The organism is Hasllibacter halocynthiae (genome assembly GCF_003003095.1).
Taxonomy (GTDB): Bacteria; Pseudomonadota; Alphaproteobacteria; order Rhodobacterales; family Rhodobacteraceae; genus Hasllibacter; species Hasllibacter halocynthiae.
The window spans coordinates 519,181-542,319 of sequence record NZ_PVTT01000002.1 but is presented as its reverse complement, the minus strand read 5'-3'; the positions used below and the strand labels follow the sequence as shown (position 1 = coordinate 542,319).

Genomic DNA, 23,139 nt, shown 5'->3' with positions numbered 1-23,139 from the left:
GATCCCCCCTCTCCGACGGGTGTAGGGTGCGCGCTAGAAAGGGTGAAGGCGGAGGGCGGCCGTCACATCTCGGCGGGAACCTCGATGCCTAGGATGCCCAGGATCAGCACGAGCTGCCGCCGCGCGAGGAGGAGAAGGGCGAGGTGCCCCGCCCCGTCCTCCGCACCGAGGATCCGGTTCGCGGCGTAGCAGGCGTTGATCCGGTTCGCGACGTCGTAGGCGTGCATCGCCAGGACCGAGGGCTTGCGCTGCGCCACCGCCCGGTCGAGCTGGGCCGGGAAGGCGTCGAGGGCGAGGATCAGCTCGCGCGTGCCGGTCCCGAGGGTCGGCGCGCCCGGCTCGATCCCGACCTCGGCGGCTTTGGCGCGCAGCGATTCCAGACGGACGGCGGTGTACTGCAGATAGGGGCCGGTGCGCCCCTCGAAGCGGGTGAAGGCATCGACGTCGAAGACGTAGTTCTGCTCGCGGTCGTGGGAGAGCTCGCCGAACTTCACCGCGGCCATGGCGACCTGCTCGGCGGTGTCCGTGTCGACCTCGCCGCGTTCCTTCAGCCGCTCGGTCGCGGCCTCCAGCATCATGTCGGCGAGGTCCTTCAGGCGCATCACCCCGCCGGCGCGGGTCTTGAAGGGCTTGCCGTCGGGGCCGTTCACCGTGCCGAAGGCGATGTGCTCGAGCCGGTCGCGCGAGACGTAGCCCGCGCGCCCGGCGGCGGCGAAGACCTGCCGGAAGTGCAGCTTCTGGCGCGCGTCGACGACGTAGAGCATCGCGTCCGGCGCCCCGCCCGCCATGCCCTCGTCCACGCGGTCCTTGATCGTGGCCAAGTCCGTCGCCCCGTAGCCGTAGCCCCCGCGCGAGTTGCGCAGGATGAGGGGCGGCAGCTTCTCCTCGAAGCGGATGATGACGGCGCCGTCGTCCTCCTCGGCCACCCCGCGGGCGAGGAGGTCGTCGACCATCCCGTCCAGCATGCCCTGGTAGCGCGACTCGCCGTACCAGTACTCGAACCCCACGCCGAGGCGGTCGAAGTCGCGCCGCAGCCCGGCCTTCGAGACCTCCATCATCCGATCCCAGATGGCACGGTAGCGCGGCTCGCCCGCTTGGAGGGCGGCCGTCACCCGCCTCGCGCGGGCGAGGAACTCCTCGTCCTCCTTCGAGCGGGCGGAGGCGGCGGGATACCACCGGCGCAGGTCGTCCATGTCGAACGGTGCGCCGTCCAGGGCCTCGGGGACGTCCTCCTCGATCCAGGCGATGACCTGGCCCATCTGCAGGCCCCAGTCCCCGAGGTGGACGTCCCCCTCGACCATGGCGCCCGCGAAGGCGAGAAGGCGGCGCAGCCCCTCGCCGATGAGCGAGGAGCGCAGGTGCCCGACGTGCATCTCCTTCGCGACGTTGGGGCCGCCATAGTCGAGGAGGAGGCGCCGGCCCTCCGCCGGGGTGCCGGCGCCGAACCGGGGATCGCCCGCGAGGGACGCGGCGCGGCCGAGAAGCCCCTCCTCGGTGACGCGGACGTTCAGGAAGCCCGGCGGCGCGAACGCCGTCTCGAACCCGCCTTCGAGATGCGCGGCGACCTTCTCGTACGCCGCCTGGGGCGCCATCCTGTAGCGCTTCGCGGCGGCGAGGCAGCCGTTGCATTGGAAGTCCGCGAGGTCGGGCCGGTCGGAGGGGCGCACGGTGCCGAGCGCCGGATCGAAGCCCGCGGCCTCAAAGGCGGAACGGACCTTGCTCTCGATGGCCGTTTGCAGCGTCATGGGGCCCTCCGGTGCGAAACCGGGATGCCCTAGGGCGGGGCGGGGGAGGGCGCAACATGGGACCGGTCATCATCTGCGTGGCGATCACGGGATCCTTGCCGCGCAAGCGCGACAACCCGGCGGTGCCGATCACCGTGGCCGAGCAGATCGAATCGACCCACGAGGCGTTCGAGGTGGGCGCCAGCATCGCGCATTGCCACGTCCGGAACGACGACGGGACGCCGACGAGCGACCCGGCGCGATTCGCCGCGCTGAAGGAGGGGATCGAGCGGCACTGCCCAGGGATGATCGTCCAGCTCTCGACCGGGGGGCGCTCGGGGGCGGGGCGCGAGCGGGGCGGGATGATCGGGCTGCGGCCGGACATGTGCTCGCTGAGCGTCGGGTCGAACAACTTCCCGGCGCGGGTCTACGAGAACCCGCCCGACCTGGTGGACTGGCTGGCGGCCGAGATGGCCGCCCACGGCGTCTTGCCGGAGGTCGAGTGCTTCGACCTGAGCCATCTCTGGCAGGCGGCGGCGATGCACCGCGACGGCAGGCTGCCGCGCGTTCCCTATTGCCAGTTCGTCCTGGGGGTGCGGAACGCCCTGCCCGCGGACCCGCACGCCTTCGAGGCGATGCTCGCGGCCAAGCGTCACCTCCTCGGCGAGGCGCCCTGGTGCGCCGCCGGGATCGGGCGGCACCAGCTGGAGGTGAACGAATGGGCCATCGGCGCGGGCGGGCACGCGCGTACCGGGCTGGAGGACAACGTGCGCCTCGACCGCGAGACGCTGGCCCCGTCGAACGGCGCCCTCGTCCGGCGGGCGGCGGCGGTGGCCGGGCGTCACGGCCGGCCCGTCGCCACCCCGGCGGAGGCCCGCGCGATCCTGGGCCTAGGCGAGCAGCGGACGCGCTAGGCGAAGCATCGTCGCCTCCTCGTCCGCGGGCACCACGTGGGCCGCGCGGCAACCGGTCCAGGCGAGGCCCTCCATCACCGCCTCGCGGAAGGAGGCGTCGTTCTCGCCGATGCCGCCGGTGAAGGCGACGGCGTCGAGGCCCCGCATCGCGGCGATCAGCGCGCCGCACTGCCGGAGGGTCCAGTGGACGAGGTACTCGACGGCCGCGCCCCGCCCTTCTGCGCGGAGGGTCCGCATGTCCGCGCTGCCCCCAAGGGCCAGGAGGCCCGAGCGGCGGTTGAGGATCTCGGCGGCACCGTCCGCCCCATGCCGCCGCGCGAGGTCGAGGACGGCCATCGGGTCGAGGTCGCCCGCGCGGGTCCCCATCGGCAGGCCCGAGGCGGGCGAGTAGCCCATCGTCGTCGCGACCGATCGCCCGCCCACGATCGCGCAGGCCGAGCAGCCGCCGCCCAGATGCAGGGCAAGGAGGCGCCCCGGCAGGGGATCGAGCGCGGCGGCCACCCCCGAATAGGAGATGCCGTGGAAGCCGTAGCGACGCAGGCCGCGCGCGCGCTCCTCCTCGGGGAGGGGCAGCGCGCGCTCGACCTCCGGCATGGTCGCGTGGAAGGCCGTGTCGAAGACGGCGATCTGGGGCAGGTCCGGGTCGATCCGGGTCAGGGCGCGGACCGCCGCGAGGGCTGGCGGGTTGTGCAGCGGCGCGAGGGGGGCGAGGGCGTCGAGGGCGGTCAGGGTCGCGTCGTCCAGAAGGGCGGGCTCGGCCCGGTCGCCGCCGTGGACGATCCGGTGGACAGCCGCCCTGGGCCGGGGAAGGTCTGCGAGCATCTCGAAGAGGGCGGCGGCGTGACCGCCTTCGGCGAGGCGGTCCCGCTGGTTCGAGGCGACGCGCACGCCGTCCCGGAAGGCCGACAGCTTGAGCGAGGTGCTGCCGGCGTTCAGGCAGAGGACCGTCACCCGGCGGCGATCATGTCGTCCCTCGAGACGCCCGCGACGCGAACGGGCTTCTTCATCGCGTCGCGGCGGAAGGGCTCGCCCAGCTCCTGGTTGATCATGGCCTCGATCAAGGTGGTGGTGCCGTCCCGCATCTGCGCGCGCACGGCATTGCGGAGGGCTTCCGTCAGCTCCTCCATGGTGCGCGCGACCACGCCCTTCAGGCCGCAGGCCCGCGCGATGCCGGCATAGGAGACCTGGGTATCGAGCTCGGTGCCGACGAAGTTGTCGTCGAACCAGAGCGTCGAGTTCCGCTTCTCCGCCCCCCACTGGTAGTTGCGGAACACGATCTGCGTGATCGCGGGCCATTCGCCGCGGCCGATCGCCGTCAGCTCGTTCACCGCGATGCCGAAGGCGCCGTCGCCCGCGAAGCCCACGACGGGCAGGTCCGGCCGACCGATCTTCGCGCCCACGATGGCCGGCAGGCCGTAGCCGCAGGGCCCGAACAACCCGGGCGCGAGATAGCGGCGCCCCTCGTCGAAGTCCGGGTAGGCGTTGCCGATGGCGCAGTTGTTGCCGATGTCCGACGAGATGATCGCCTCGCGCGGCAGGGCGGCCTGGATCGCGCGCCACGCCATGCGCGGGCTCATCCAGTCGGGCCTGTCCTGCCTCGCGCGCTCGTTCCAGGTGGTGCCGGGGTCGTCCTCCTCGTGGTCCATCGACGACAGCTCCTGCGCCCAGCGGGATTTCGTCTCGGCGATCAGGGTCCGGCGCGCCTGGCGCCCCTCGTCGCCCGCCGTCTCCGACAGGTCCGCGAGGATGCCGCGCGCCACCTTCGCCGCGTCGCCGACGATGGGGACGGCGACCTTCTTGGTCAGACCGACGCGGTCGGGGTTGATGTCGACCTGGATCACCTTCGCGCCCGGCGGCCAGTAGTCGATGCCGTAGCCCGGAAGCGTGCTGAACGGGTTGAGGCGCGTGCCGAGGGCGAGGATCACGTCCGCCTTCGCGATCAGCTCCATAGCGGCCTTCGAGCCGTTGTAGCCCAAGGGGCCGGCGAAGAGCGGGTGCGCGCCGGGGAAGGCGTCGTTGTGCTGGTAGCCCACGCAGACCGGCGCATCGAGACGTTCGGCCAGATCGGACGAGGCGTCGATCCCGCCCTTGGACAGCACCGCGCCCGCGCCGTTCAGGATGACGGGGAACCGCGCCTCCGACAGCAGCGCGGCGGCGGCGGCAACGGACCGCTCGCCGCCGGGCGCGCGCTCGAACACGACCGGCTCGGGGATCTCGACGTCGATCTCGCGGGTCCAGAAGTCGCGGGGCACGTTGATCTGGGCCGGGCCGCAGAGGCGCCTCGCCTTCGCGATGACGCGGGTGAGCACCTCGGCGATGCGGGCAGGGTCGCGCACCTCCTCCTGGTAGGCGACCATGTCCTCGAACAGCTTCATCTGCTCGACCTCTTGGAAGCCGCCCTGGCCGATGGTGGCGTTCGCGGCCTGCGGCGTGACGAGCAGGAGCGGCGTGTGGTTCCAATAGGCGGTCTTCACGGCCGTGACGAAGTTGGTGATGCCCGGCCCGTTCTGCGCGATCATCATCGACGTCTCGCCCGTGGCCCGGGTGTAGCCGTCGGCCATGAAGCCGGCCGAGCCTTCGTGCGCGGCGTCCCAGAAGGTGATCCCCGCCTGCGGAAACAGGTCCGAGATCGGCATCATGGCGCTGCCGATGATCCCGAAGGCATGACGGATCCCGTGCCGCTGCAGGACCTTGATGAAGGCTTCCTCGGTCGTCATGCGCATGGTCTCGTCCCCTCCCCTTGGGCCCGCCGGTCGTGATGGGCCAGGCGGGCGCGCTTGGCGAGGGGGTATTTCGCCCCGTCCCGGCCGGGGCCGCGGCCCTCAGGCGTGCGCGGCCTCGGCGATGGGATGGATGCAGGCGGCCTCGGTCTCCCGCACGGGGCGCAGGGCCGGCGGCGCGTCGGCGCAGTCGGGCCGGGCGCGCGGGCAGCGGGTGCGGAACACGCAGCCCGACGGGGGGCTGAGGGGCGAGGGGATGTCGCCCTCGACCAGGCCGGCGGCGCGCACGGCGCCGCGCGCGGGGTCGGGAACGGGCACGGCCTCGACCAGCGCGCGGGTGTAGGGATGGGCCGGCGCCGCGATCAGCGGCCGGGCGGGCCCCACCTCCATCAGGCGACCGAGGTACATGACGGCGATCCGGTCCGAGACGTTGCGCACCACCGAAAGGTCGTGCGCGATGAAGATCAGGCTGATCCCCATGTCCTTCACCAGGCGCTTCATCAGGTTCACGACCTGCGCCTGCACCGAAACGTCGAGCGCCGAGACCGGCTCGTCCGCGACGATGAGGCGCGGGTTCAGGACGAGCGCCCGCGCGATGCCGACGCGCTGGCACTGGCCGCCCGAGAACTCGTGCGGGTAGCGGTCCATCAGCTTCGGGGACAGGCCGACCTTCTCCATCACCTCGCCGACGCGTCGGCGGCGCTCGTCCCGGCTCGCGTCCGGCTCGTGGGTCTGCAGGGGCTCGGCGATGGCGCGGCCCACCGTCATGCGGGGGTTCAGCGCGGCGAGCGGATCCTGGAACACCATCTGGACCTCTGCGCGGTGGCGCCGCCGCCGGCCGGCCGAAAGCGCGGCGAGATCCTGCCCCTCCCAGAGGACGCGGCCCGACGAGGCGGGGATCGTGCCGATCACGGCGCGGGCGAGGGTGGACTTGCCCGACCCCGACTCGCCCACGAGGCCCAGCGTCTCGCCCGCGGCGACCTCCAGCGAGACGTCCGTGACCGCGCGCAAGAGGTCCGGCGCCTCCCATGGCCAGGCGCCGCGCCGGGCGACGGGGAAGGTGACCGACAGGTCCTCGAGGCGCAGCAGGGTCATTCCGCGGCCTCCGGGGCGAGGCGCGCCGCGAGGGCGCGGACGTCCGGCACCGGCGCATGGCAGGCGCGCCGGCCGTCCATAGGCGGGCGCACGGTGGGGCAGGGCGCATGAGCGAGGGGGCAGCGCGGCGTGAAGGGACAGCCCGGCAAGGGGCGCGACATGTCGGGCGGATCGCCCGGGATCGCGGCGAGATCGCCGTCGCCGTCGATGCGCGGCACCGCCGCGAGAAGGCCCACCGTGTAGGGATGCGTCGGGGCGGCGAAGAGGTCGGCCGTCGGCCCCTTCTCCATCACCCGCCCGCCATACATCACGACCGTCTCCTCGCAGGCGCCCGCCACGATCCCGAGGTCGTGCGTGATGAGGAGGAGCGCCATCCCGAACTCGCGCCGCAGATCGGCGAGCAGCTCCATGATCTGGGCCTGGACGGTCACGTCGAGCGCGGTCGTCGGCTCGTCCGCGATGAGGAGGCGCGGCCGGTTCAAGAGGGCCATCGCGATCATCACGCGCTGGCGCATCCCGCCCGAGAACTCGTGCGGGTACTGGCGCAGGCGCGCCTTCGCGTCGGGTATGCGGACCGCGTCGAGCATCCGTCCGGCCTCCCGCTCGGCCTCGCGGCGGCTGACGCCGCGGTGCTCCGTCAGGGCCTCGGCGAGCTGCGAGCCCACCCGCATGAACGGGTTGAGCGAGGTCATCGGGTCCTGGAAGATGATCCCGATCTCCTCGCCGCGCAGGGTGCGCAGGCGCCGGTCGGGGGCGTTCAGGATGTCCTCGCCGTCCCAGCGCACCGCGCCCGTCGCCCGGCCGTTCTTCGCCAGCAGGCCCAGGACGGAGAAGGCGGTCTGCGACTTGCCCGACCCCGACTCGCCCACCACGGCCGTGGCGCCGCCCTCGTCCACCGAGAGCGACACGCCGTCGACCGCGCGCACGTCGCCGCCAGGCGTGGCGAAGGTCACGGCGAGGTCGTCGATTTCCAGAAGCGGCATCTCAGCGGTCCTTCGGATCGAGCGCGTCGCGCAGCCCGTCGCCGATGAAGAAGAAGGCGAAGAGGGTCGTGACGAAGAAGAAGAGCGGGAACCCGATCTGCCAGAGCGTCCCGCGGGTCAGCGTCTCGGCGCCGTCGTTCAGCAGCGCCCCCCACGAGGTCGCCGGCTCCTGCACGCCGAGGCCGAGGAAGGAGACGAAGGATTCGAAGATGATCATGTTCGGCACGAGGAGCGTGGCATAGACCACGACGATCCCCATCAGGTTCGGCACGATGTGGCGCGTGACGATGCGGAAGGGGCGCACCCCCGTGGCGATGGCCGCCTCGACGAACTCGCGGTTCTTCAGCGACAGGGTCTGGCCGCGCGCGATGCGGGCCATGTCGAACCACGAGATCGCGCCGATCCCCACGAAGAGGGCGATGAACTGGATGCCCGGAATGGACTGGAGGAACGCGCTAGCCTGCACGACGACCAGCAGCAGGATGAGCACGAACATGTACGGGATCGAGACGAGGATGTCGACGAGGCGCATCATGAACCCGTCCACCCGGCCCCCCGCATAGCCCGAGATCGCGCCGTAGAGCGTGCCGATGACGACGGCCGCCAGCGCGCCGACGATGCCGACCATCAAGCTGATCTGCGTGCCCTGCATGGTCCGTGCGAAGAGGTCGCGCCCGAGCTCGTCCGTGCCGAACCAGTGCCCGCTCTCGATCGAAGGGCGTCCCGCCTCGCGGATGTTGCCGAGGACGGACCAGTCCACGCTCTCGTAGTCCCAGGGCGCCACGAGCGGGCCGATCAGGGCCATGGCCGCCACGATGGCGAGCCAGACCAGAGAGGCCACAGCGACCTTGTTCTGGAAGAAGCGGCGCCGGGCGTCCTGCCAGAGGGACCGTCCGCCACCTTCCTCGTCGGCGACGAGCACGCCCGTCTCGGCCGCCTCGACGAAGGGCTCGGCCGCGGCGGCCGGATGCATCTTGGGTGCGCGCATCAGTAGCGGATTCTCGGATCGATCCAGGCGTAGGTAAGATCCACCAGGAGGTTGAACAGGATCGTCAGCGCGCCGATCAGGATCGTGATGCCCATCATCGTCGAATAGTCCCGGTTCAGGGCTGCGTTCACGAGAAAGCCCCCGATCCCGCCGGTCGAGAAGAAGTAGTCGATCACCACCGACCCGGTGATCATGCCCACGAAGGTCGGCCCCAGATAGGAGATGACGGGCAGCATCGCCGGCTTCAGCGCGTGGCGCAGGACGACCTTGCGCATGGGCATGCCCTTGGCGCGCGCGGTCCGGATGAAGCCCGAGTTCATCGTCTCGAGCATGGACGAGCGCGTCAGGCGCGCGATCGAGGCCATGAAGGACGTGCCCAGCGCGATCACCGGCAGCACGAGGTTCTCGGGCGCGCCGCCGTTCCATCCGCCCGCCGGCAGCCAGCCCAGCCAGACGGTGAAGATCACGACGAGGATCGGCGCCATCACGAAGTTCGGCAGCACCTGCGCGCCCACGGAGAAGCCGACCGCGAGATAGTCGAGCCAGGTGTTCTGGCGCACCGCCGCCACGACGCCGAGCGGCACGCCCACCGCGACCGCGAGGACGAAGGACAGCGCGCCGTAGGTCAGCGTCACGGGGAAACCCTGCGCGATCATGTCGTTCACGGAAAGGTCGCGGCGCAGGAAGGAGGGGCCGAAGTCGAAGCGCAGCACGACGTTCTCGACGTAGTCGTAGATCTGCTTCCACAGCGGCTGGTCGAGGCCGTAGCGCGCCTCGATGTTGGCGATGACGGCGGCGGGCAGCGTCCGCTCGGAGGAGGTGGGCCCGCCAGGGGCGAGCACCATCACGAGGTAACTGACGATCACCAAGATCAGCAGCACCGGGATCGCTACGAGGATGCGCTTGATTGAGTAGACGAGCATAGGGCTTCCGCAGCGGGCCGGGGGCCGTCCCGCATGGACGGCCCCCGGGCTTTCAGGTCATTCGCCGGCGACGCGGTAGAGGTCGCGGGCGTACCAGTTGTTCTCGGCGTTCTCGAACGGCCAGCCCTTCACGTCCTCGTCGAGCATGAAGGCGAGCGAGTAGTGGTAGATCGGGATGATCGCCGTGTCCTCGTTCAGGATCTCCTCGACCTCGGTGTAGATCTCCTGCGGGTTCTCGGCCGTGCGCGAGGCGTCGATCAGCTCGTCCACGCGGGGGTTCGCGTACTTGCCGTCGTTGTTCTCGTTGTTGGAGGTCATCAGGTCGAGGAAGCTCGACGCCTCGTTGTAGTCGGCGCACCAAGCCGAGCGGGAGATGTCGAAGTTCTGCCCCCCGCGCACGTCGAGATAGGTCGACCATTCGTAGTTCGAAAGATCGGTGTCGACGCCGAGCTTCTGCTTCCACATCTGCGAGACGATCGTCGCGATCTGCTCGTGCTGGTCGGAGGTGTTGTAGATGAGGTCGAGCGTCAGGTCGGGGCTCCCGGCCTCCTCCCAGAGGCGCTGGGCCTCGGCGTCGCGCTCGGCCTGGGTCATCTGGGCGTCGGGAAGGACCGGCATCTCGAAGTTCGCCGTGTCCTGGTGCGCGAAGGTGTAGGCCGGCGTCTGCCCGCCCTGCAGGATCTGGTCGGTGATCACGCTGCGGTCCACCGCGAGCGACAGCGCCCGGCGGACGTTCGGGTCCTTCAGCGCCTCGGGGCCGGATTCGGACTGGTTGAACGCGTAGTAGTAGGAGCACAGGCGCGGGATCGAGTGGGCCTGATCGGGATACTCCTCCTTCAGCTCGGGGAACTGGCCGGCGGGCAGGGGCTCGGTCATGTCGACCTCGCCGTCGAAGTAGCGGGTCAGCGCCTGGTTCGGGTCGTTGATGATGAGGCCGGTGACCTCGTCGATGATGACGTCGTCGGCGTTCCAATAGGTGTCCGACTTCTCGGCGCTCCAGCGCTCGCCGACGCGGTAGTCGGTCAGGACGTAGGCGCCGTTCCCGACGATGTTGCCGGGCCGCACCCAGTCGGCGCCGTGCTCCTCGATGACGTCCTGCCTAGCCGGGAAGAAGGTCGAGTAGGTGACCATCTGCGGGAAGTAGGGCAGCGCCTCCTCGAGGGTGATCTCGAGGGTGGTGTCGTCGATGGCGCGCACGCCGATCTCGGAGGGGTCGATCTCGCCCGCGATGGCCTCGGTCGCGCCCTCCACGGTCGCGAGCTCGATATACCACGAGTAGTTCGAGGCCAGCTCCGGGTCGACGGCGCGCTGGATGCCGTAGACGAAGTCCTGCGCGGTCACCGGCTCGCCGTCGGACCACCTGGCGTCGTCGCGCAGCGTGAACGTGTAGGTCAGGCCGTCGTCCGAGACTTCGTGGGAAAGGGCGACGCCCGGCTCGATCGTGCCGTCGGGGGCCGAGTTGTAGAGCCCCTCGAAGAGCTGGCGGACCGCATGGTTCCCGGCGGTCTCCTCGACCAGCTGCGGGTCGATCGACTTCCAGTCGTCCAGCATCCGGTAGGTGAAGGACTGGTCCTCGGCCAGCGGCTCGCCGGTCTCGGGGTTGGTGGCGTCCTGAGCGAAGGCGGCCGTCGACAGAAGCAGCGCGGCGAGCGTGCCGGTGGCTGTGCGGATCATGGGGATCTCCCGTATTGGGGTCGGTGCGGGCCGCTTTTCGCGGCCTCTGGCCCCGATCCTGCGCGAGGGTCCGCCGACGCCGCAAGGCGGCTCGGCACCTTACGTCGGGTTCGGGGCGATATGCCGCCTAGGGCGGCCCCGCCTCGGCGAACAGGCGAAGGAACCCCAGTTCCTCCTCGGGCAGGAACACCTCCGTCCTCAGTCCCTCGGTCGCGTCCGCCACCCCCGTCAGCCCATAGGCGAAGGAGAGGCCCGTCGCCCGCCCGTGCCACGCCCCGCCCGAGAAGCCGAGCGCGTGACCGGCATGGCCGACCGGCCGCCCCGGCAGCGCGTCGTGCGGCGTCAGCGACAGCGCCTGCGCCGGAAAGAGGCCCCCGGCGGCCTCTCCGTTCGTGCCGTCGTGGCGCCAGCGGACCTTGCGCTGCAGGCGTCCGGCCGCGTCGTCGGCGCCGAAGAGGCGCGCGAGGCGCGCCAGCTCCGGCAGGGAGGCGCGCAGCCCCGCATGGGGCGACAGGAGGGCCGTGTCCCGGCCCGGCAGGCAGGCGCCGAGGTCGATCGCCGCGCCCCCGGCCAGGGCGGGCGCGTCCCAGGGCCATTGCGCGCCGTCCACCGACGGCACGAGGCGGTCCCCCCGCCGCTGATGGAGGGGCAGCCGCCGCGTCCGGTCCCGGACCCCCGCCCAGTTCAGCCCGCCATCGATCCCCGCCGGCCGCAGGACGTGGCGCGCGAGGAGCGTGTCGATACGCTCGCCCGCCTCCTCCTCGACGATCTGCGCGGCCACGAGCGCGGAGAGGTTCGAGTAGAAGAACGGCCCCGGTGCCTCCCGCGCCCTCGGGGCGAGGGTGCGGGGCGTCTCGGACGGGCCCGGCAGATAGCCGGCGAAGTCACGGATTCCGTCCGTGTGCGACAGAAGGCCCCCCAGCGTGACAGGCGGCCCGTGCGGCAGCACGTGCGGCGCGCCGAGGTTGAGGCCGAGCACCGCCACCAGCCGCCCCAGCGCGCCCTTGGTGATCGAGGCCGCCCTCAGTCGGAGGCCCGGGTCGATCGGGCCGGTCGCGTCCTCGGGATGCACCCGGCCCCAGAGGATCGCGCCCTCCGTCCCGTCCGGCGCGATCCACGCGGCGCCCGCCGCCATGGCGAGGCCCCCGCCGACGATGGCGCGGCAATGGCGAAGGACGGCGTCATGCATCGGGCTCGGCCTGCCCTATCGCTGCGCGACCCGCCATGCGGGGTGGGTCCACGGCTCGAGGTTGGCGGGCGCGAGGGGCCGGCGGCCGAGGACGTGGTCGGCCGCCTTCTCGCCCACCATGATCGAGGGGCCGTTCAGGTTGCCGTTGGTGATGCGCGGGAAGATCGAGCTGTCGGCCACGCGCAGCGCGTCCACGCCGATCACCCGGCATTCGGGGTCGACCACCGCGCCCGGATCGTCCGCCGCGCCCATCCGGCAGGTGCCCGTCGGGTGATAGGCGCTCTCGGCGTGCTCGCGGATGACGGCGTCCAGCTCCTCGTCGGTTCGGGCGGCCTCGCCGGGCTGGATCTCGTGGCGGCGGAAGGGGGCGAAGGCGTCCTGGGCGAAGACCTCGCGCGTCAGGCGGATGGCCCGGCGGAACGCGGGGAAGTCGTCCTCGTGGCTCATGTAGTTGAACCGGATCACGGGGGCGTCCGAAGGATCGCCCGAGCGCAGGGTGACGGTCCCCCGCGACTTCGAGCGCATGGGCCCCACATGGGCCTGGAAGCCGTGCCCCTCGGCCGCGGCCCGCCCGTCGTAGCGCACCGCGAGGGGCAGGAAATGGAATTGGATGTCCGGGTACTCGACCCCCGGGGCCGAGCGGACGAAGCCGCAGCTCTCGAAGTTGTTGCTCGCCCCCGGGCCCCGGCGCGCGAGGAGCCAGCTCGCGCCGACCCAGGCCTTCCCAAGAAGCGACCAGTATCGGAAGAGCGTGATCGGCTGCGAGGCCGCCATCTGGACGTAGATCTCCAGATGGTCCTGGAGGTTCGCGCCGACGCCGGGGCGGTCGCGGACCGTCTCGATCCCGTGCTCGGCGAGGTGCGCGGCGGGCCCGATCCCGGACTGCATCAGCAGCTTGGGCGAGTTGATCGCGCTGGCCGAGACGATCACCTCCGCCCTCGCCCGGATCACCGTGCCGTCCTTCAGCGCAACGCCCGTCGCGCGCCCGTCCTCGATCACGACGCGGGCGGCGAGGCCGCGCTTCACCGCGACCTTGCCTGTCCGCATCGCGGGCCGGAGGTAGGCGTTCGCCGCCGACCAGCGGCGGCCCTTCCAGACCGTCTGCTCGAAGGGGCCGAACCCCTCCTGCTGCCGGCCGTTGTAGTCCTCCGTCACCTCGTAGCCGGCCTGCCGCCCCGCCTCGACGAAGGCGTGGTAGAGGGGGTTCAGCCGGGTGCCCCGCGTGACGTGCAGGGGTCCGTCCTTGCCCCGCCAGGCGGGATCGGTGCCGCCATGCGAATGCTCCATCCGCTTGAAGTAGGGCAGCACGTCCGCGAAGGCCCAGCCGCGCGCGCCCGCCTCGGCCCAATGGTCGAAGTCCCTCGCGTGGCCGCGGACATAGACCATGCCGTTGATGCTGGAGGACCCGCCCAGGACCTTGCCCCGCGGCGTGGCGAGGACGCGGCCGTTGAGGTTCGGCTCGGGCTCGGTGCGGTAGCCCCAGTCGTAGCGCGGCATGTTCATCGGGAAGGACAAGGCGCCCGGCATCTGGATCAGGGGGCCGGCGTCGGTGCCGCCATGCTCGATCACGATCACGCTGCGTCCTGCCTCGGCCAGCCGGTAGGCGATGGCGCATCCGGCGCTGCCCGCGCCGACGACGACGTAGTCCGCCTCCATCTCAGAACGCCGCCTCGACGGGGGACATGCCGACGTAGACCGTCTGGACCTCCGTGAACTGGTCCAGGGCGACGCGCGCGTTCTCGCGCCCGATGCCGGACGCCTTCGAGCCGCCGAACGGCATCCCGGCGGGGGTCAGGTTGTACTGGTTGATCCAGATGGTCCCCGCCTCCAGCGCGGCCGCGACGCGGTGGGCGCGGGCGAGGTCGCGGGTGAACACCCCGGCGGACAGGCCGAACGGCGTCGCGTTGGCGCGGCCGAGGACCTCCCCCTCCTCCCGGAAGGCGAGGATCGACAGGACGGGGCCGAACACCTCCTCGCGCGCTACGGTCATTTCGTCTCTGACGCCTGCCAGGATCGCGGGCGTGATCCAGAAGCCCGGGCGGTCCAGCCGCTCGCCCCCCAGGACGGTGGCGCCCTCCTCCCGCGCGGTGGCGAGGTGGCGCTCGACCACGCGAAGCTGCGCCTCCGTCGTCATGGGGCCGAAATCCGTCGCCTCGTCCATCGGATCGCCGATCCGCGCGCCCTCCGTGCGCACGCGCAGGCGGCGGGTGAACTCCTCCAGGACGTCCTCGTGCACGAAGACCCGCGTCCCGTTCGAGCAGACCTGCCCGGAGGAGTAGAAGTTCGCGTTGATCGCCCCCGAGACGGCCGAATCGAGGTCGGCGTCGGGGAACACGATGAAGGGGGACTTGCCGCCCAGCTCCATCGTCACGGACTTGATCCTCTCTCCCGCGATGGCGGCCACCTTGCGGCCCGTGGGCACCGACCCCGTCAACGAGACCTTCGCCACCCGCGCGTCCGCCACCAGGGCCGAACCCTGCGGCGCGCGGCCCTGCACGACGTTGAAGAGCCCGGCGGGAAGCCCCGCCTCGACCAGGATCTCCGCCACCTTCAGGGCGCAGAGCGGGGTCGCCTCGCTCGGCTTGAAGACCATGGCGTTGCCGGCGGCGAGGGCGGGCGCCGCCTTCCAGCAGGCGATCTGGGTCGGGTAGTTCCACGCGCCGATCCCGACGCAGACCCCCAGGGGGCGGCGGATCGTGTAGGCCCAGTCCTGCCCGAAGCGCATCGTCTGGCCGGTAACGTCGGCGGCGAGGCCCCCGAAGTACTCCAGCGCGTCCGCGCCGGAGGACGCGTCGGCGACGAGCGTCTCGGACAGCGGCTTGCCGGTATCGAGCGTCTCCAGCTCGGAGAGGGCCCGGTTGCGCGTGCGGATGATGTCGGCGGCGCGGCGCAGGACGCGCCCCCGCTCGGCCGGATCGGTTTCCGCCCATTCGCGCTGCGCGCGCGCGGCGGAGGCGAGGGCCGTCTCGATCACCGCGTCCGTCGCGGCGTGGACGCGGGCGACCACCTCGCCCGTAGCGGGATAGATCACGTCGATCGGATCGCCGGCGTCGTCCTCGACGGGCCGGCCGTCGACGAAGTGCGAGGCGGAGGGTCGGGCACGCATCGGCTCAGTCCTTCGGCGCGCGCTGGGCGTCTTCCAGCACGTTCAGGTCCATGTGGTTGCGCATGTACCGCTCGGAGGCGGTGCGCACGGGCTGCCAGTCCCAGGGGTAGTGGCCGCCCTGACGCAGCGCCTCGTAGGCGATCAGCCGGCGCGCCTGGCTCTCGCGCACCTCCGCGTCGAAGCGGGCGAGGTCCCAGCGAGCGTCCGCCTGGGACCTGAAGCCCGCCAGGACGTCCGCGTGCCGCGCATCCCCGGCGAGGTCGCGCAGCTCGTGCGGGTCGGCCTGAAGGTCGAAGAGCTGCTCGGGGTCCAGCTCGCAGCGCGTGTACTTCCACCGCCCCTGCCGCAAGGCGACGAGCGGCGCGTACGAGCCCTCGGCCGCGTACTCCATCGCCACCGGCGTCTCGCGCGTTCCGCCCGAACCCAGGGGGACGAGGCTCTCGCCCGTGGTCCAGGGCTCGATCTCCGAAAGGTCCACCCCCGCGAGGTCGCAGAGGGTCGCGCAGAGGTCGATGTTCGACACCGGGTCGTCCACGCGGCCGGGCGCCATCCCGGGGGCGGCGATCATCAGGGGCACGCGGGCCGAGCCCTCGAGGAAGCTCATCTTGTACCACAGTCCCCGCTCGCCCAGCATGTCGCCATGGTCCGACAGGAAGACGACCGCGGCCTCCTGGCGCGTGTCGTCCAGCACCTTCAGCAGCTCGCCCACCTTCGCGTCGACATAGGAGAGGTTGGCGAAATAGGCCCGGCGCGAGCGCATGACGTCCTCCTCCGTGACGTCGTAGTTCCCGTGGTCGTTGGCCCGGAGGATGCGCTGGGAATGGGGGTCGTGATCCTCGAACGGCATGGGGCCGATCTCGGGCAGCAGGTGCCCGCACCCCTCGTAGAGATCCCAGAACTCCCGCCGGGCGACGTAGGGGTCGTGCGGGTGGGTGAAGGACACCGTCAGGCACCAGGGCCGGGGATCATGCCCCCGCGCGGCGTCGTAGAGCCACATCCGCGCGAAGTGCGCGACCTCGTCGTCGTACTCCATCTGATTGGTGATCTCGGCCACGCCGGATCCGGTCACGGAGCCCATGTTGTGGTACCACCAGTCGATCCGCTCGCCGGGCCTGCGGTAGTCCGGCGTCCAGCCGAAGTCGGCCGGATAGATGTCCGTGGTCAGCCGCTCCTCGAACCCGTGGAGCTGGTCGGGCCCGACGAAGTGCATCTTGCCGGACAGAGAGGTCCGCCATCCGGCGCGGCGCAGGTGGTGGGCGTAGGTCGGGATGTCGGAGGCGAACTCGGCCGCGTTGTCGTAGACCCGGGTGCGCGAGGGCGGCAGGCCCGACATGAACGACGCCCGCCCCGGCGCGCAGAGCGGCGAGGCGGTGTAGCAGTTGCGGAACCGGGTCGAGCGTGCGGCCAGCCGCTTGAGGTTCGGCGCATCGAGCCACTCGGCCGGCCCGTCCGGGAAGAACGTGCCGTTCAGCTGGTCGACCATGATCAGCAGGAGGTTCACAGCCGCGCCTCGATCCATTCGTTGACGGTCCGCTCGGGCGCGTCCGTCTCGCCCAGCGCCGCGCGCAGCCACACGCCGTCGATCAGCGCGGCCGCGCCTTCCGCGACCTCCGGCGCCTGGGGCGTCAGGGGCCGCAGCGCGTGCAGGAGGTTCGAGCGCAGGCGCCGCTGATACACCCGCAGGAGGCGCATGGTCGCCGGATCGGTCCGTGCGGCGACGTAGAAGTCCAGCCATGCGGCCACGTTCTCCTCCCGGAAGCTCGCCGGGGCGAAGGAGGCGCCGACGACCGCCCGGACCCGGGCCAGGGGCGTCTCGGCCCTCCGCAGCCGGCCGCGCGTCTCGGCCGCCAGAGCCCGCAGGATATGGCGCATCGCGGCCAGGAGGATCGCGTCCTTCGAGCCGAAGTAGTGGTGCGCCAGCGGGGCCGACACCCCGGCCCGGCGGGCGATCTTCGCGACCGTCACCGCGCCCGCGCCCCCATGGGCGATCTCGCCGATGGCGGCCTCGACGAGCGCGGCGCGACGCTCGGATTCCATTCCCTTTCGCGGCATCGCTTCCTCTGGCAACGTGGGACCCATCGCCGAAACCCCTTACGGGTGGATGATTGACTAGTCAATCAATGCACAGGGAGAGACCCATGAAGACCATACTCGCGACCACCGCGCTGGCGTTCTGCGCGGGCGCCGCCCTCTCGCAGGAACCCGGCGACTGCGCCGAGGTCGTGTTCTCGGACGTCGGCTGGACCGACATCACCGCTACCACGGCCACGGCGACCGTGATCCTCGACGCGCTGGGCTACGAGACCGAGACCCGCGTGCTCGCGGTGCCCGTGACCTACACGGCGATGGCCGGGGGCGACGTGGACGTGTTCCTGGGCAACTGGATGCCCACCATGGAGGCCGACATCGCCCCCTACCGTGAGGCCGGCACCGTCGAGACGGTGCGCGCCAACCTCGAGGGGGCGAAGTACACGCTGGCGACCAACGCGGCGGGCGCCGAGATCGGCATCGCCTCCTTCGAGGACATCGCCGCGAACGCCGACGCCCTGGACGGGGAGATCTACGGCATCGAGCCCGGCAACGACGGCAACCGCCTGATCCAGAGCATGATCGACGCGGACGCCTTCGGCCTCGGCGACTTCGAGCTTGTCGAGAGCTCCGAGCAGGGGATGCTCGCGCAGGTGGACCGCCTGTCGGCCGACGACGAGCCCATCGTCTTCCTCGGCTGGGAGCCGCATCCCATGAACGCCAACTTCGACCTGACCTACCTGGAGGGGGGCGACGACTTCTTCGGCCCCGACCTCGGGGGGGCCACCGTCCACACCAACACCCGCGCCGGCCTGCGGGAGGAGTGCGGCAATCTCGGCACGTTCCTCGAGAACCTCGAGTTCTCGCTGCCCATGGAGAACGAGATCATGGGCGCCATCCTCGACGGCGGCGAGGACCCGCGCGACGCCGCGCGGACCTGGCTCTCGGGCAACGAGGCGGAGTGGGCCCCCTGGCTGGACGGCGTGACGACGCTGGACGGAGGCGACGCGGTCGCCGCCGTGAAGGCCGGGCTGGGCATGTGAACCTTCCGGCCCGGCGCCCCCTCGGCGCCGGGTCGATCCCGCCATGGCAGGCCTTCTCCAGACCCTCACCGGGTGCGAGCGTCCCCTGGACCCGGGCGAGCGCACCCCCATCGGCTTCCTGACCGAGTGCAAGCTGCGCGTCGGCGACGGCGCGGAGGCGGCGTTCGAATGGACGCGCGAGAACGCGGCCGCCGTGGTGGACCGCTTCCGCGACGGCGCCGAGGCGGCCATCGAGGCCGTCGTCGCCGTCCTGCAGGACCCGCCCAACACCGGATGGCTGCGCGACATCCCGCGCCGCGAGGTCGAGTACCTCTATCCCCCCGACTGGCACCCGTTCGTCGTCATCGGCCTGCTCGCCGCGCTGACCTTCGCGCTGCACCGGCGGGCCGGCGTCACGCTCCTCGTGCTCCTCGGCCTCCTCTTCGTGGTCAACCAGGGATACTGGGACGAGACCACCGAGAGCCTGACGCTCGTCCTCTTCGCCTGCGCGGTCTGCATGGCCGTCGGGGTGCCCATCGGCATCGCCGCGGCGCACCGGCCCGCGCTCTACCGCGGGATGCGGCCCGTCCTCGACCTGATGCAGACGCTGCCCACCTTCGTCTATCTCATACCCGCCATCGTCTTCTTCGGCATCGGGATGGTGCCGGGGCTGATCGCCACGGTCGTCTTCGTCCTGCCCGCGCCGATCAGGCTGACGCATCTGGGCGTCTCGTCCACGCCCAAGCCCCTGATCGAGGCCGTCGAGGCGTTCGGCGGCACCCGGCGGAACGTGCTGTGGAAGGCAGAGCTGCCCCACGCTCTGCCGCAGATCATGGCCGGCCTGAACCAGACGATCATGCTGTCGCTCTCGATGGTGGTCATCGCGGCCCTCGTGGGCGCGGACGGCCTCGGCGTGCCGGTGGTCCGGGCGCTCAACAGCGTCAACACCGGCCTGGGCTTCGAGAGCGGGATCGTCATCGTCGTCGTGGCCATCATGCTCGACCGGATGCTGCGGGTGGACCGGCGCCGATGAGCACCCCCCCCGAGCGGCCCGCCGTCGTGTTCGACGACGTCTCCATCGTGTTCGGCCCCCGGCCGAAGCGCGCGCTGCCCCTGATGGACGAGGGGCGCACCCGCGCCGAGGTGCAGGAGGCGACGGGCCAAGTGCTGGGCGTCCACGATTGTTCGCTGACAGTGGCGCAGGGCGAGATCGTCGTGCTGATGGGCCTGTCCGGGTCGGGCAAGTCCACCCTGCTGCGGGCGGTGAACGGCCTGAACCCGGTCGTGCGCGGCGAGGTCCGGGTCGACGACGGGGACGGCATGGTCTCGGTCACGAGGGCGGGCGGGCGCGCGCTGCGGCGGCTGCGCCAGCGCCGGATCGCCATGGTGTTCCAGCAGTTCGGCCTCCTGCCCTGGCGGGACGTGCGCGGCAACGTGGGCCTCGGGCTCGAGCTGGCGGGCGTGCCGAAGGACGAATGGCGCCGCCGCGTCGACGAGCAGCTCGCGCTCGTGGGCCTCGCGGACGTGGCGGACCGCAGGGTCGACACGCTCTCGGGCGGGATGCAGCAGCGCGTCGGCCTCGCGCGGGCCTTCGCCACCGAGGCACCGATCCTCCTGATGGACGAGCCGTTCTCCGCCCTCGACCCCCTCATCCGCACCCGCCTCCAGGACGAGCTGCTGGAGCTGCAGCAGACCTTGGGCAAGACCATCGTCTTCGTCAGCCACGACCTCGACGAGGCGTTCAAGATCGGCAACCGGATCGCCATCATGAAGGGGGGGCGCATCGTCCAGAGCGGCACCCCACCGGAGATCTACACCGCCCCCGCCGACGGCTACGTCGCGGACTTCGTGGCGCACATGAACCCGCTCGGCGTGCTGCGCGCGCGCGACGTGTGCGTGCCCTCCAGCGGCGTGCCGGAACGCGCGATTCCCGCCGAGGCCCCCCTGTCGTCCGTGATGGAGGCGCTCGCCGGGGCGCCGGGTCCGATCGGCGTGCGCGACGGCGACGCGCTGATCGGCGAGGTCACGCCCGAATCCGTGATGGCGCGGCTGAACGGCAACTGACGGGGGGCGTCGTCGCGCCGCGCCCCCTCCCTCCTTCCGCCGCCCCCTCCGGTTGCGCCAAGATCCTCCGTGACGGCCGCGCTGCGGCGCCCCGTGTGCGAGGATCGCATGATCGGATACCAACTCTACTCCTCCCGGCGCTGGCCGCTCGAGGACACGCTCGCCATGCTGCGGGGCCACGGCTTCTCCTGGGTCGAGGGCTGGGCGGACCTCTACCGGACGCCGGCCGACGCGAGGCGCCTCAGCCGCGCGCTGGAGGGCGCGGGCCTGCGGATGCGCACGGCGCACCTGCCGCTCGATCTGGTCGAGGGGGACCCGCCCGCCGCCCTCGACATCGTCCGGGCGCTGAGGCTGGAGGCCGCGTTCGTGCCCTTCGTGGCGGAGCGTCCCGCGGACGCCGAAGGCTGGCGGGCGCTCGCCGCGCGGGTGGCCCGGGCGGGGGGGGCGCTGGACGGGGCCGGCGTTCCCTATGGATGGCACAACCACGACTTCGAGTTCGCGATCCTGCCGGACGGCACCCGCCCAATCGACCACATCGTCGCCGCCGGCGTGCCGCTCGAGCTGGACATCGCGTGGATCGCCCGCGCCGGCGCCGACCCGCTGGAGGCGATCGCGCGGCACGGCCACGCGGTCCGCGCAGTCCACTTCAAGGACCTCGCGCGCGTGGGCGGCGGCGAGGGGGAGGGCGGCTGGGCCGACCCGGGCGCCGGCACGCTCGACTGGCCGGCCATCGCAGCCGCGCTCGCCCCTCATGCCCCCGCCTCTTGGATCGCCGAGCACGACGATCCCTCCGACCACGACCGCTTTGCCGGCGCGGCTTTCAAAGCCGCCCGCCGCATCGAGGGAATACCCGGATGAACGACCAGTCCCCCGCGTTCGGCGGACGCCCGATGGGCGTCGGCGTGATCGGCTGCGGCAACATCTCGGGCAGCTACCTGTCGCTCGCGCCTCTCTTCCGGGGGATCGAGTTCCGCGCGGTCGCCGACCTGGACCCGGCCGCGGCCGCCGCGAAGGCGGCGCTCCACGGCCTGCGGGCAGAGACCGTCGAGGGGCTGCTCGCCGCGCCGGACGTCGACATCGTCCTGAACCTGACCGTCCCCTCCGCGCACCGGGAGGTGACGGCAGCCATCCTCGAGGCCGGCAAGCATGCCTATTCGGAGAAGCCCCTCGCCCTCTCCCTGGAGGAAGGGCAGGCGCTCGCCACGATCGCGGCGCGCACGGGCCGCCGCGTGGGGAGCGCGCCGGACACCTTCCTCGGGGCGGCGCACCAGACGGCGCGGCGGCTGGTGGACGAGGGCGCGGCGGGGCGGATCGTCCACGGCACCGCGCATTTCCTCTCCCCGGGGATGGAGCACTGGCATCCGAACCCCGGCTTCTTCTACGGGGCCGGCGGCGGGCCGGTCCTCGACATGGGGCCCTATCATGTCGCCCTTATCGTGAACCTCCTCGGCCCCGTCGCCCGCGTCGCGGGGATGTCGGCGACCGCGTCGGGGACCCGCGCCGTCACCGCGCCGGGCGCGGCGGTCCGTTCCGTCCCCGTCGAGGTCCCGACCACGCACCACGCCCTGCTCGAGTTCGCCTCCGGCGCCGTCGTCACCCTCGGGGCGAGCTGGGATGCCCACGCCCACGGCCATCGCCACCTCGAGCTCTACGGCACCGAAGGCACCCTGGTCCCGCAGGACCCCAACTTCTTCGGCGGCGCGGTCGAGGTGCACGGCCGCGACGGCCGCCCCCGGCGCCACGAGGGCGAAGGGCACCCCCTGTCGGTGCGCAACCGCGTCCAGCCCGGCGGGCACCGTCTGGCCGACTACAGGGGCATCGGCCTCGCGGACATGGCGGCCGCCATCCGCGAGGGGCGCGAGGCGCGCTGCGGCCTCGCCTTCGCGCTCCACGTCACCGAGGTGCTCGACGCCGTGATCCGTTCGGGGCGCGAGCGGCGCTTCGTCGAGATGGCCACCACCTGCCCGCGGCCCGAGGCCCTCGGCCCCGAGGAGGCCCGCGCCCTCCTCGCGGGCGAGCCGGTCCCGGCCTAGGAGGCGGGCAGGAACGGGGCGTCCTCGCCCCAGATGTCGCGGATGCGGTCGTCGCGCCCGCACGCGTCGCGGTAGAGCTGGTAGGCCGTCTCCTTCGCGCGGGGGCCGAAGCGGGTCAGGATCAGGTCCTGGGACTTGTAGTAGTCCTGATGGTAGTCCTCGGCGTCGTAGAATGGCCCGAGGTCGACGATCGGCGTCACGATCTCGCGGCCCAGCTCGGCCTCGGCCGCGGCCACCGCCGCCTCGGCGGCCTCGCGGCTCTCGGCGTCGTCCACGAAGATCGCGGTGCGGTAGCTGTCGCCGCGGTCGCAGAACTGCCCGCCCTCGTCGAACACGTCGACCGAGCGCAGGAACAGGTCGTAGAGCTGCCGCTCGCTGATCTCGGCGGGGTCGTACTCGATCTCGGCGGCCTCGTAGTGGCCGGTGCCGCCGCGCACGACCTCGCGGTAGGTCGGGTCCTCCACCGTGCCGCCGGTATAGCCGGACACGACCTCCGAGACGCCGCGCACCTTCTCGAAGTCCGCCTCCACGCACCAGAAGCAGCCCCCCGCCACGGTGATCGTGTCGGCCTGGGCGGCGAGAGGCGCGGCGAGGGGCAATGCGGCGGCGCAGGCGAGGGCGAGGGGCTTGAGCATGACGGGTTCTCCTTTGCCCGCCAAACTGGGAACGGCGCGCG

The 23,139-nt window shown here is 71.9% G+C and carries 20 protein-coding genes; 6 read left to right on the top strand and 14 right to left on the bottom strand.

Annotated elements, in window-relative coordinates:
* Window positions 1–62: 62 nt before the first annotated feature.
* Window positions 63–1,745 carry an arginine--tRNA ligase gene (gene argS, locus BCF33_RS09535; RefSeq protein ID WP_106160709.1) on the bottom strand — a complete coding sequence of 561 codons (1,683 nt, stop codon included), beginning with the start codon at window positions 1,743–1,745 and terminating at the stop codon, window positions 63–65.
* A 56-nt stretch (window positions 1,746–1,801) separates the two neighbouring features.
* Here argS and BCF33_RS09530 point away from each other — a divergent pair, with 56 nt between their 5' ends.
* Entirely contained in the window at window positions 1,802–2,638 is an 837-nt protein-coding gene (locus BCF33_RS09530; RefSeq protein WP_106160708.1) for a 3-oxoadipate:acetyl-CoA acetyltransferase, read from the top strand.
* Here BCF33_RS09530 and BCF33_RS09525 read toward each other — a convergent pair.
* From BCF33_RS09525 to betI, 12 genes are all read right to left on the bottom strand, one after another.
* Window positions 2,615–3,589, bottom strand: coding sequence for an acetate/propionate family kinase (locus BCF33_RS09525; RefSeq protein ID WP_106160707.1), 975 nt, complete (start codon window positions 3,587–3,589; stop codon window positions 2,615–2,617). The two genes, BCF33_RS09530 and BCF33_RS09525, sit on opposite strands and share 24 nt — an antisense overlap.
* Entirely contained in the window at window positions 3,586–5,361 is a 1,776-nt protein-coding gene (xsc, locus tag BCF33_RS09520; protein WP_106160706.1) for a sulfoacetaldehyde acetyltransferase, read from the bottom strand. The genes BCF33_RS09525 and xsc overlap by 4 nt, the downstream gene beginning before the upstream one ends.
* A 99-nt stretch (window positions 5,362–5,460) precedes the next feature.
* Window positions 5,461–6,453 carry an ABC transporter ATP-binding protein gene (locus BCF33_RS09515; protein WP_106160705.1) on the bottom strand — a complete coding sequence of 331 codons (993 nt, stop codon included), beginning with the start codon at window positions 6,451–6,453 and terminating at the stop codon, window positions 5,461–5,463.
* Window positions 6,450–7,436 (bottom strand): ABC transporter ATP-binding protein, encoded by a 987-nt coding sequence (locus BCF33_RS09510; protein ID WP_106160704.1) that lies wholly within the window; start codon window positions 7,434–7,436, stop codon window positions 6,450–6,452. Before BCF33_RS09510 ends, BCF33_RS09515 begins: the two co-directional genes overlap by 4 nt.
* 1 nt (window position 7,437) lies before the next feature.
* Window positions 7,438–8,409: an ABC transporter permease subunit gene (locus BCF33_RS09505; protein WP_211292395.1), complete on the bottom strand. Its 972-nt coding sequence runs from the start codon at window positions 8,407–8,409 to the stop codon at window positions 7,438–7,440.
* Between the two features lie 14 nt (window positions 8,410–8,423).
* Entirely contained in the window at window positions 8,424–9,347 is a 924-nt protein-coding gene (gene oppB / locus BCF33_RS09500; protein ID WP_106160702.1) for an oligopeptide ABC transporter permease OppB, read from the bottom strand.
* A 57-nt stretch (window positions 9,348–9,404) separates the two neighbouring features.
* Entirely contained in the window at window positions 9,405–11,021 is a 1,617-nt protein-coding gene (locus BCF33_RS09495) for a peptide ABC transporter substrate-binding protein (RefSeq protein WP_106160701.1), read from the bottom strand.
* A 127-nt stretch (window positions 11,022–11,148) separates the two neighbouring features.
* Complete coding sequence (locus tag BCF33_RS09490) at window positions 11,149–12,210, bottom strand: serine hydrolase (RefSeq protein ID WP_106160700.1); 1,062 nt, start codon at window positions 12,208–12,210, stop codon at window positions 11,149–11,151.
* A gap of 15 nt (window positions 12,211–12,225) precedes the next feature.
* Window positions 12,226–13,866 (bottom strand): choline dehydrogenase, encoded by a 1,641-nt coding sequence (gene betA / locus BCF33_RS09485; RefSeq protein ID WP_106160699.1) that lies wholly within the window; start codon window positions 13,864–13,866, stop codon window positions 12,226–12,228.
* Between the two features lies 1 nt (window position 13,867).
* Complete coding sequence (gene betB, locus BCF33_RS09480; RefSeq protein ID WP_106160698.1) at window positions 13,868–15,316, bottom strand: betaine-aldehyde dehydrogenase; 1,449 nt, start codon at window positions 15,314–15,316, stop codon at window positions 13,868–13,870.
* A 4-nt stretch (window positions 15,317–15,320) separates the two neighbouring features.
* Window positions 15,321–16,835: a choline-sulfatase gene (gene betC / locus BCF33_RS09475; protein WP_106160697.1), complete on the bottom strand. Its 1,515-nt coding sequence runs from the start codon at window positions 16,833–16,835 to the stop codon at window positions 15,321–15,323.
* The gene (betI, locus tag BCF33_RS09470; RefSeq protein WP_106160696.1) at window positions 16,814–17,368 is read right to left on the bottom strand and encodes a choline-binding transcriptional repressor BetI; all 555 of its coding nucleotides are present in this window, start codon (window positions 17,366–17,368) and stop codon (window positions 16,814–16,816) included. The genes betC and betI overlap by 22 nt, the downstream gene beginning before the upstream one ends.
* Window positions 17,369–17,454: 86 nt before the next feature.
* Here betI and choX point away from each other — a divergent pair, with 86 nt between their 5' ends.
* The 5 genes from choX to BCF33_RS09445 all read left to right on the top strand — a co-directional run bounded on the left by choX (window position 17,455) and on the right by BCF33_RS09445 (window position 22,463).
* On the top strand, window positions 17,455–18,387 hold the full coding sequence (gene choX, locus BCF33_RS09465; protein ID WP_106160695.1) for a choline ABC transporter substrate-binding protein: 933 nt from the start codon (window positions 17,455–17,457) through the stop codon (window positions 18,385–18,387).
* A 109-nt stretch (window positions 18,388–18,496) separates the two neighbouring features.
* Window positions 18,497–19,399 carry a choline ABC transporter permease subunit gene (gene choW, locus BCF33_RS09460; RefSeq protein WP_106161536.1) on the top strand — a complete coding sequence of 301 codons (903 nt, stop codon included), beginning with the start codon at window positions 18,497–18,499 and terminating at the stop codon, window positions 19,397–19,399.
* Complete coding sequence (gene choV / locus BCF33_RS09455; protein ID WP_106160694.1) at window positions 19,396–20,430, top strand: choline ABC transporter ATP-binding protein; 1,035 nt, start codon at window positions 19,396–19,398, stop codon at window positions 20,428–20,430. The genes choW and choV overlap by 4 nt, the downstream gene beginning before the upstream one ends.
* A gap of 69 nt (window positions 20,431–20,499) precedes the next feature.
* A complete protein-coding gene (locus tag BCF33_RS09450) occupies window positions 20,500–21,288 on the top strand; it encodes a sugar phosphate isomerase/epimerase family protein (RefSeq protein ID WP_106160693.1) in 789 nt (262 codons plus the stop codon).
* Window positions 21,285–22,463, top strand: coding sequence for a Gfo/Idh/MocA family protein (locus tag BCF33_RS09445; RefSeq protein WP_106160692.1), 1,179 nt, complete (start codon window positions 21,285–21,287; stop codon window positions 22,461–22,463). The genes BCF33_RS09450 and BCF33_RS09445 overlap by 4 nt, the downstream gene beginning before the upstream one ends.
* Here the strand turns inward: BCF33_RS09445 and msrA are convergent.
* Window positions 22,460–23,098, bottom strand: coding sequence for a peptide-methionine (S)-S-oxide reductase MsrA (msrA, locus tag BCF33_RS09440; protein WP_106160691.1), 639 nt, complete (start codon window positions 23,096–23,098; stop codon window positions 22,460–22,462). The genes BCF33_RS09445 and msrA overlap by 4 nt on opposite strands.
* Window positions 23,099–23,139: the final 41 nt, after the last annotated feature.

Coding starts and splice junctions, on each gene's coding strand:
- argS (WP_106160709.1), bottom strand. CDS start 1,745: ATGACGCTGCAAACGGCCATCGAGAGCAAGGTCCGTTCCGCCTTTGAG.
- BCF33_RS09530 (WP_106160708.1), top strand. CDS start 1,802: ATGGGACCGGTCATCATCTGCGTGGCGATCACGGGATCCTTGCCGCGC.
- xsc (WP_106160706.1), bottom strand. CDS start 5,361: ATGCGCATGACGACCGAGGAAGCCTTCATCAAGGTCCTGCAGCGGCAC.
- BCF33_RS09515 (WP_106160705.1), bottom strand. CDS start 6,453: ATGACCCTGCTGCGCCTCGAGGACCTGTCGGTCACCTTCCCCGTCGCC.
- BCF33_RS09510 (WP_106160704.1), bottom strand. CDS start 7,436: ATGCCGCTTCTGGAAATCGACGACCTCGCCGTGACCTTCGCCACGCCT.
- BCF33_RS09505 (WP_211292395.1), bottom strand. CDS start 8,409: ATGCATCCGGCCGCCGCGGCCGAGCCCTTCGTCGAGGCGGCCGAGACG.
- oppB (WP_106160702.1), bottom strand. CDS start 9,347: ATGCTCGTCTACTCAATCAAGCGCATCCTCGTAGCGATCCCGGTGCTG.
- BCF33_RS09495 (WP_106160701.1), bottom strand. CDS start 11,021: ATGATCCGCACAGCCACCGGCACGCTCGCCGCGCTGCTTCTGTCGACG.
- BCF33_RS09490 (WP_106160700.1), bottom strand. CDS start 12,210: ATGCATGACGCCGTCCTTCGCCATTGCCGCGCCATCGTCGGCGGGGGC.
- betA (WP_106160699.1), bottom strand. CDS start 13,866: ATGGAGGCGGACTACGTCGTCGTCGGCGCGGGCAGCGCCGGATGCGCC.
- betB (WP_106160698.1), bottom strand. CDS start 15,316: ATGCGTGCCCGACCCTCCGCCTCGCACTTCGTCGACGGCCGGCCCGTC.
- betC (WP_106160697.1), bottom strand. CDS start 16,835: ATGGATCGAGGCGCGGCTGTGAACCTCCTGCTGATCATGGTCGACCAG.
- betI (WP_106160696.1), bottom strand. CDS start 17,368: ATGCCGCGAAAGGGAATGGAATCCGAGCGTCGCGCCGCGCTCGTCGAG.
- choX (WP_106160695.1), top strand. CDS start 17,455: ATGAAGACCATACTCGCGACCACCGCGCTGGCGTTCTGCGCGGGCGCC.
- choV (WP_106160694.1), top strand. CDS start 19,396: ATGAGCACCCCCCCCGAGCGGCCCGCCGTCGTGTTCGACGACGTCTCC.
- BCF33_RS09445 (WP_106160692.1), top strand. CDS start 21,285: ATGAACGACCAGTCCCCCGCGTTCGGCGGACGCCCGATGGGCGTCGGC.
- msrA (WP_106160691.1), bottom strand. CDS start 23,098: ATGCTCAAGCCCCTCGCCCTCGCCTGCGCCGCCGCATTGCCCCTCGCC.